Genomic DNA, 515 nt, shown 5'->3' with positions numbered 1-515 from the left:
GGAGACGACCGGCTCTTTGGAGACCGGGGCGAAGACGCACTCTACGGTGGTAGGGGCGACGACCTGCTCTCGGGCGGGGCGGACGATGATCGCCTTTTCGGTCAGGATGGCGACGACATTGTCGCGGGTGGTCAAGGTAATGACCGCCTTTATGGCCAAGGGGGTAACGACACCCTGCTTGGCGGCTCTGGCGACGACCGCATTTTTGCGGGATCGGGCGACGACAGCGTGGCGGGCGGAGCGGGCAACGATCGCATTTTTCTGGGTGGCGGGGACGATACGCTGATCTTCGCCGATGGTGGCGGAACGGACCGAGTCTACGGCTTTGGACAAGGTGATCGGATCGTCTTCGAGATTGAAGGCATCGAGACCTTCGCCGATGTATTGACGTTCGCATCGGGTTCGCAAGGGCGGACAGAGTTCGAATTCGACGATGCGACTTCGCTTGCGGTTTACGGGCTCGACGCGCACGCCCTCACGGAGGATCAGTTCCTCTTCGCCTAACCTCGGTGAGG

At 61.7% G+C, this 515-nt stretch carries 1 protein-coding gene; it reads left to right on the top strand.

The features are described from left to right. On the top strand, positions 1 to 504 hold a 504-nt coding region (locus JAN5088_RS00015; RefSeq protein ID WP_055680764.1), incomplete at its 5' end, for a calcium-binding protein. Positions 505 to 515: the final 11 nt, after the last annotated feature.

It is taken from the genome of Jannaschia rubra (assembly GCF_001403735.1).
Classification (GTDB): domain Bacteria; phylum Pseudomonadota; class Alphaproteobacteria; order Rhodobacterales; family Rhodobacteraceae; genus Jannaschia; species Jannaschia rubra.
The sequence above is the reverse complement of the archived record's forward strand: the minus strand, read 5'-3'. Positions and strand labels throughout refer to the sequence as shown.